Origin of the sequence: Halomonas sp. HP20-15 (genome assembly GCF_033446685.1) — a bacterium.
Lineage (GTDB): Bacteria > Pseudomonadota > Gammaproteobacteria > Pseudomonadales > Halomonadaceae > Modicisalibacter.
This window is the reverse complement of the sequence record NZ_JAWQLY010000006.1, coordinates 257,870-265,751: the sequence shown is the minus strand read 5'-3', so window position 1 is coordinate 265,751 and position 7,882 is coordinate 257,870. Positions and strand designations below refer to the sequence as shown.

The window sequence follows — 7,882 nt, the reverse complement described above, 5'->3', positions numbered from 1 at the left end:
AGCAGTCGGGCAACGGGCGCGACAAGTCGCACCACAGCCTGGCGGAGTATTCCGAGCTCAAGACGGTGTGGATGGCGCTGTCGCTGTAAATCGTCAACTCATCATCAACCGCCAAGGAGAACAACAATGCTGGCACGACCCTCTGGACTCTTCCCGTTAAAGCGCCTGGCCGCCGCCACGCTGGTGGCGCTGGCCGGCAGCGCCTGGACCGGTGGCGCTTGGGCCGACGAGCCCCCCGCCGACACGGTGCTGCAAGGCGGCGCCATCTACACGGTGGACGCGGACAACGCCACCGCCGAGGCGCTCGCGGTGCGCGACGGCGTGATCGTCTACGTCGGTGACGCGGCGGGCGCCGAGGCGTATGTCGGGCCCGAGACCCGGGTCTTCGATCTCGACGGCAAGATGGTCATGCCGGGGCTGCAGGACGCCCACATCCACGGCATCACCATCGACCGGCCGCGCTGCGATCTCGAATATCAGCCGCTCACCGTCGAGGCGCTCACGACACGTCTCGAGACGTGCCTCGACAACCCGGATTTCGGCGAGGGCTCCGACGACTGGCTGGTGGTCGATCACTGGTACGTGCAGTTCCTGACCCCGCCCGGAACGACGGTGACCAAGGAGGTGCTGGACGGCCTCGACACCGAGCGGCCGATCATCGTCAACGGCGTGTGGGGGCATTCGGCACTGGCCAATTCCCGCGCCCTCGAGCTGGCCGGTATCGATGCCGAGACGGCCAACCCGTCGGATGGCGTCGTCAAGCATGACGCGGCGGGCGAACCCAACGGCTGGCTGCTGGATGGTGCCCAGGAGCTCGTGCGCCAGGCGATGCCGGCAGCGCCGGCGGTGGACCCCGTCGAGGCGGCGCGGCGCGGCATGCAGGCGCTGATCAAAGAGGGTGTTACCAGCTTCCAGGCCCAGAGCGAAAACCGCGACACGGTGGCGGCCTTCGCCGCACTGCGCGAACGGCATGGGCTGCCGGCCCGCGCCCACTTCCTCATCGACTCGGGGGCCAAGAGCGGTGACGAGCTGGAGGCCTTCATCGACGAACTCGATGCGCTGCGTGCCGAGTTCGAGCATCCCGAACAGCTGCCGCTGCAGGTCCGCGCCTGGCGGCCCGGTGAACAGGCGGGGCCGCGTCTGGTGCCCGAGCCCGGCGTGTCGGTGGCCGGGGTCGGCGAGATGATGGCCGACGGCATCCTCCAGGCGCCGGCCCAGACGGCGGCGCTGCTCGAGCCCTACCGGGTCAACAAAGGCAACGAGGGCGATCCGAACTGGGTGCCCGGCGACAGCCGTGGTGAAGCCTATGTCGACGCCGAGACGCTGGGCATCATGGCGACGCGCTTCGCTGCGCGCGGCTACCAGACGCAGATCCACGCCATCGGCGACCGCGCCGTGCGCAACACCCTAAATGCCTTCGAGGCCCTGCGCGAACATGACGACATCGAGGCTGGGAGGGTTGGCTATGGCCGGGCCGGCGATTCGCGACCGCTGATGTCTCACGCGGAACTGGTGGACCCTGCCGATCACGCCCGTTTCGCACAGCTCGGCGTGGTGCCGGTGATGTCCTATCAATGGGCCAAGCCGGCACCGGATTCGACGGATGCGGTCAAGCCCTACCTGGGGACGGAACGCTGGAAGGGCTACGAGCCGGAAGGCGATCTCGCCGCCGCCGGCGCCAAGATCGCCTACGGCAGCGATTACCCGGTGGACCCGCTCGATCACTGGTTCGCGATCGAGGCTGCAGTATTGCGCGAGGCCGATTGGGGCCCGGCGTTCCCGCAATATGCCGGTGTCGTCAACCCCGACCAGGCGTTGTCGCTTGAAGCGGCGATCCGCGGCATCACCCTCAATGCCGCCTATGCGATGCATCAGGACACGATCACCGGCTCGCTGGAAACCGGCAAGCTGGCCGACCTGCTGATCCTCGATCGCAACCTGTTCGAGATTGCGCGGGACGACATCTCCGAAACCCAGGTACTGCTGACCATGGTCGGCGGCGAGGTGGTGTATACGGCCGAGGGCTTCGCGCCCTGACGCGCCATGGCGAGCGTTGGTATAGCTATTCCGCGGGGCATCAGACGGCCGACGTCTCGCCCCGGTCTGGCCGGCACCACGTAATCTGACCTGTTGGGGGTCACTGACTTTGCTGGCGGCGCGAGATCAGCGCCACGTGGTCGAGGAACAGCCGGAATAACTGCGATTGGCTGGAGACGTCGAGGCGCTGGTAGAGGTGTTTGCGATGGACCTTGACGGTGCCGTCGCTGATATCCAGCTCGCGGGCCGCCGATTTGGTCGAGTGGCCGGCCAGCAACAGCCGCACGATCTCCTGCTCGCGGGCGGTGAGCAGTCCCTGGCCGAAGCTGGCGAAGGCGGCCTCGACGGGCGCCTGCGCGTCCAGGCGCGCCTGGAACTGGCCGCCCTGCCAGTGCCAGTATTCGCTGAGCAGCGCCTCGAGCACCGGCGAAATATGGCGCAGCGCCAAAAGCCCGCGCCGGCGCAGCGTCGCCCCGTCGTGACGAAAGCCCAGCGATACCACCAGTACCACGTCCGGCGCCACGCGGGTGAACAGGCCGACCTCGTCGCGCAGTCCCAGCGCGCGATAGTAGCGATGATAATAGTCGCTGGCCTCGAAGCGGTCGGGGGCCAGCTCGCGCAGGCGATGCACGCCGCGCTCCAGCCCGCGCTGCACGGCCGTGAAGAACGGGTCGAGCAGGTAGGCCCCGCCGAGATAGCGCTCGACCCATAGCTCGTGCAGGTGCGACGGACAGTCGTCGTGGATCAGCAGCGGCCGGTGGCGGCCCTTGTAGGTGTTGATGAGGATCGAATCGAAGGCGACCCGTTCGCGCAGCGCCTGTTCCAGCATAGCGGGGAAGGTTGTCGCCGAGGCGCCCTGGATGAGCCGGGCCAGGCACTGGTGCCAGTCATGGCTGGCGGGTTGGGCGAGCAGGTCGGTGGTGGTCATGGGCTCATGGCGCGTCACGCGCTCGAGGATCGGCAGTAGTGACCCGAGAGAGTAACACCTCGTCGGCCTCGGGTGCCTGGCCGAAGCCCCGGAGGCTACGCTAGGCTGGTGGAATTACGCATAGCGATCCATGGAGGTGATCATGAAATTGACAATTGACGGCATCGAGGACCAGCGGCCGATCCCCGATACGTTCGCCTTCGGCGTGCCCGGTGACGGCGAGCCGATGACCCTCGGGCCGAATCGCAATCCGGCGCTGCACTGGACCGATATCCCCCAGGGCACGCGAAGCTTCGCGGTGATCGTCTGCGATCCCGACGTGCCGGGCGATGCTTCCGACGTCAACCAGCAGGGCAAGCGCCTGCCGGCGAGCATGCCGCGCGTCGACTTCTATCACTGGGTGCTGCTCAACATTCCCGCCGGTACCCACCGGATCGACGAGGGCGCGGCCTCCGACGGCGTGACGCCCAAGGGCAAGCAGCCCGGGCAGGGCGAGCAGGGCCTGGCGGGAATCAACACCTTTACCGACTTTCTCGCCGGCGATCCCGACATGGGCGGCACCTACGGCGGCTACGACGGTCCCTGTCCGCCATGGAACGACGAGCTGGCGCATCGCTATCGGTTCACCGTCTACGCGCTCGACGTCGAAAAGCTCGACATGCGCGGCGAATTCACCGGCGACGAGGCGCTGGGGGCGATGCAGGGGCATATCCTGGGGCAGGCCACCGTGACCGGGATCTATACCCTCAATCCCGATCTACGCTAAGCAAATACTCCACCTGCCTGGCCGAACCAGTCCGGTCGAGCCAGTCTGGCCGAACCGGATTGTCGCTGGCGCGGCCGGCGAGTACCATGGATGAATAACCAGTTATCCGTGGTAGCGCATGGCCCGCCAGACCCTCGACGATCCCTTCTACTATCTCGTCAACTTCCAGACCGTGCTCGCCTGGCTGGACGAGCGTTACGCCGATCTGCTGGCTGCCGACGAGCGCGGCTTCATCGACGCCTTCGGCGAGTTGCCGCGCGCCGCGCAGGCGCTGCTGGTACGCATGATCATGCGCAAGGGCGGGCTGTTTCGCCGCTCCAGGCTGGACTATCCGGAAATCGCCGCTGAGATTCCCCCGGTTCAGGCTCAGGCGCAGGCCGACGAGGCCGAGCCGCTGGGCCCGGCGCTGGCGCCGCTGATCGCCGTTGGCTGGGTCGATCCGGCGCCGGCGCTGACGCTCGAGGAGCTCTTCGCGCTGCTCACCAAGGCCGAGCTGCAGGGCCTGTTCGCCGAGCGCCTGGCCGGGCTCGGCCTGCGCCAGGCCAGCAAGCGCGACTGGCTGGCGGTATTGGGCGAGGTCGATGAGCCGCCGCGTACGCTCGCCGAATGGGGGCACGACGCCGAGGTCGTCCTGGCGCTCAGGGTCGATGCGCTGTGCGAGCGCCTGCGGCTGATGTTCTTCGGCAATCTGCACCAAGGCTGGAGCGAGTTCGTGCTCGCCGACCTGGGCATGGCGCGCTACGAGCGCGTCGCCTTCTCGCGCGAGTCGCGGGCCTTCGCCTCGCGCGACGATCTCGAGGACTACCTTCATCTGCACCGTTGCCGCGAGCGCCTGGCCGACGACGAGCCGGTGAGCGCGATCGACGCCGACGTGCCGCGCGAGGCCCACGCCAATCCCTGGCTCGAGGCGCGCCGCGCCAAGCTGCTGTTCCGACTGGCCCAGCACAGCGAGCGCCAGGGCGCGCTGGACGCGGCCCACGATCTCTATGCGCGTTGTACTTACGCCGGCGCGCGCGGTCGTCGGCTGCGTATGCTCGAACGCCTCGAGCGCTTCGACGAGGCGCTTAAGCTGGCGCGCGAGGCCGAGCGCAGCCCGGAAAGCGAGGCCGAGCGGCAACAGCTCGCGCGAGTGCTGCCGCGTCTGCATCGGCGGCTCGGCCTGCCGCGTCCGGCATCGGTCGCGCCGGCCGAGATCGAGCGGCTCGATCTCGAGCTGCCGTTCGCCGGGCTGTCGGTGGAGCGTACGGTACAGGCGCACCTCGGCACCCCCGAGGCGCCGGCGCACTATGTCGAGAATACCCTGATCGGCGGGTTGTTCGGGCTGCTGTGCTGGGAGGCGATCTTCGCCCCGTTGCCCGGCGCGTTCTTCAACCCCTTCCAGCGCGGCCCGGCGGATCTCGCCCAGAGCGACTTCCACGCGCGGCGCCGCGCGCTCTTCGATGGCTGCCTGGCGAGCCTGGAGAGCGACGCCTATCAAGAGATCATCCGGCGCGCGCATGCCGATAAACGGGGCATCCAGTCTCCCTTCGTCAGTTGGGAGTGCCTGCCCGAGACCCTGCTCGAACAGGCGCTGGCCTGCCTGCCGGCCGCGCACCTGCGATTGTGCTTCGAGCGGCTGCTCGCCGATATCCCCGCCAACCGCGCCGGGCTGCCGGACCTGATCCAGCTGTGGCCGGAGGAAGGTCGCTACAAGATGATCGAGGTCAAGGGGCCGGGCGATCGCCTGCAGGACAACCAGCGTCGCTGGCTTTCATTCTTCAAGCGTCACGCCATGCCGGTCAGCGTCTGCCATGTGCGCTGGGCCGAAGCGGCCGGCGAGGCGAGGCGAGCTTGAGCTATAGAGTGGCCGTGCGGGCGCTGTGCGAGTTCACCGCACGCGGCGGCGATCTCGACCTGCGCTTCACGCCGTCGCCGACCGCCCTGGAGGGCATCGCCGGTCATGCGCTGGTCGCGGCGCGGCGCGGCGAGGGCTACGAACGCGAAATCGCCCTTGCCGGCGAGTACGCCGCGCTCGAAGTGCGCGGACGCGCCGACGGTTACGACGCGGCCCGCAACCGGCTCGAGGAGATCAAGACCTTTCGCGGCGACCTGGCGTCGATGCCCGACAACCACCGTCGCCTGCACTGGGCGCAGGTCAAGGTCTACGGCGCACTGCTGTGCCGCGAACGCGCGCTCGACGAGGTGCGCCTGGCGCTGGTCTATCTCGACGTGGTCAGCCAGCGCGAGACGCTGCTCGAGGAGAGTTTCGAGGCCGCGACGCTCGAGGCGTTCTTCGCGGACCAGTGCCGGCGCTTTCTGGCCTGGGCCGAGCAGGAGCTGGCCCACCGCCAGCGTCGCGACGCCACACTCGAGGCGCTGCGCTTCCCCCACGCCGGGTTCCGGCCCGCCCAGCGCGAACTGGCCGAATCGGTCTACAAGGCGGCGGGTACCGGGCGCAGCCTGATGCTGCAGGCACCCACCGGCATCGGCAAGACGCTGGGCACGCTGTTCCCGATGTTGAAGGCGATGCCGCGTCAGCGCCTCGACCGGCTGTTCTTCCTGGCCGCCAAGACCCCCGGGCGGCGGCTGGCGCTCGACGCGCTGGCGACGCTTTCGCCCGCCGGGACGACCGGTGTCGAGCGGGCGGACGCCGCCCCGGTGGCGCTGCGCGTGCTCGAACTCACCGCCCGCGACAAGGCCTGCGAACATCCCGACAAGGCCTGTCACGGCGACTCCTGCCCGCTGGCCAGCGGCTTCTACGACCGCCTGCCCGAGGCCCGCGCGGCGGCGGTGCGTCACGGCCGGCTCGAGCGCGCGGCGCTGCGCGAGGTGGCGCTGGCGCACGGCGTCTGTCCCTACTATCTGGGTCAGGAACTGGCGCGCTGGTGCGACGTGGTGGTGGGCGACTACAACTACTACTTCGACCTGCACGCCATGCTCTACGCGCTGACGGTCGAGAATCAGTGGCGCGTCGCGGTGCTGGTCGACGAGGCCCACAACCTGGTCGAGCGCGGGCGCGGCATGTATACCGCCGAGCTCGACCAGGGCGCGCTGCGGGCACTCAAGCGCAGCGCCCCGGCGCCGCTGAAGAAGCCGCTCGAGCGTGTCGAGCGCCAGTGGCGTGCGCTCAATGGCGAGGCGGGCGATGCAGCCAGCGACGACTATCAGGTGCTCGACGAACCGCCGCAGCGCCTGCTGGGTGCGCTGCAGGGCCTGACCGCGGCGATCGGCGACTACCACAGCGAACACCCGTTCGCGCTGGACAGCGACCTGCAGCGCTTCCACCTGGACGCCCTGCACCTGGCGCGGCTGAGCGAGCTGTTTGATAGCCATTCGCTTTACGACCTGACGCGGCGAGAAGGGCGGCGTGGCGCGCGGCTCTCGCGGCTGTGCTGTCGCAACGTGATCCCGGCCGGCTTTCTCGCCCCGCGCTTCGCCGCCGCGCACAGCGCGGTACTGTTTTCGGCGACGCTCGGCCCGGCCGACTACTACCGCAACCTGCTCGGACTGCCGGACGCCACGCCCTGGCTGGAATCGGCCTCGCCATTCTCGGCCGAGCAGTTGAGCGTGCATCGGGTGCGCACGATCTCCACCCGCTATGCCGACCGCCCCGCCTCGCTTGAGCCGATCGCCGCGCTGATGGCCGAGCAGTATCGCCGCCGCCCGGGCAATTACCTGGCATTCTTCAGCAGTTACGCCTACCTCGACCAGGTCGCCGAGCGCTTCGTCGCCGAGTTTCCGACGATCCCGGTATGGCGGCAGTCGCGCAGCATGGGCGAGGCCGAGCGTCAGGCGTTTCTCGAACGCTTCGTCGCGGATGGGCGGGGAATCGGCTTCGCGGTGCTCGGCGGGGCGTTCGGCGAGGGCATCGACCTGGCCGGCGAACGCCTGGTCGGGGCTTTCGTCGCCACGCTGGGGCTGCCCCAGGTCAACCCGGTCACCGAACAGTTTCGCCGGCGCCTCGAGGTGCAGTTCGGTCGCGGCTACGACTACACCTATCTATATCCCGGCCTGCAGAAGGTGGTCCAGGCCGCCGGACGGGTGATTCGCGCGCCCGAGGACCGGGGCAGCGTGCACCTGATCGACGATCGCTTCGGCGAGCCACGGGTGGCCCGATTGCTACCCGCCTGGTGGGCGCTCGGCGACGATCGCCGCTGAATCGGCCGCGGCGC

5 protein-coding genes are annotated in these 7,882 nt (G+C 68.9%); 4 read left to right on the top strand and 1 reads right to left on the bottom strand.

The genetic code is table 11. The features are described 5' to 3' along the window. Nucleotides 1-126: 126 nt before the first annotated feature. Nucleotides 127-2,037: an amidohydrolase gene (locus R6258_RS10510; protein ID WP_318449940.1), complete on the top strand. Its 1,911-nt coding sequence runs from the start codon at nt 127-129 to the stop codon at nt 2,035-2,037. Between the two features lie 100 nt (nt 2,038-2,137). Here the strand turns inward: R6258_RS10510 and R6258_RS10505 are convergent, their stop codons facing one another. Further along, the gene (locus R6258_RS10505; RefSeq protein WP_318449938.1) at nt 2,138-2,965 is read right to left on the bottom strand and encodes a helix-turn-helix transcriptional regulator; all 828 of its coding nucleotides are present in this window, start codon (nt 2,963-2,965) and stop codon (nt 2,138-2,140) included. Between the two features lie 142 nt (nt 2,966-3,107). Here R6258_RS10505 and R6258_RS10500 point away from each other — a divergent pair, with 142 nt between their 5' ends. The 3 genes from R6258_RS10500 (at nt 3,108) to R6258_RS10490 (ending at nt 7,868) form a co-directional block, all read left to right on the top strand. After that, nucleotides 3,108-3,731, top strand: coding sequence for a YbhB/YbcL family Raf kinase inhibitor-like protein (locus R6258_RS10500; RefSeq protein WP_318449936.1), 624 nt, complete (start codon nt 3,108-3,110; stop codon nt 3,729-3,731). Nucleotides 3,732-3,849: 118 nt separating this feature from the next. Continuing rightward, complete coding sequence (locus tag R6258_RS10495; RefSeq protein WP_318449934.1) at nt 3,850-5,565, top strand: VRR-NUC domain-containing protein; 1,716 nt, start codon at nt 3,850-3,852, stop codon at nt 5,563-5,565. Continuing rightward, on the top strand, nt 5,562-7,868 hold the full coding sequence (locus R6258_RS10490; RefSeq protein WP_318449932.1) for a helicase C-terminal domain-containing protein: 2,307 nt from the start codon (nt 5,562-5,564) through the stop codon (nt 7,866-7,868). Before R6258_RS10495 ends, R6258_RS10490 begins: the two co-directional genes overlap by 4 nt. Nucleotides 7,869-7,882 lie beyond the last annotated feature (14 nt).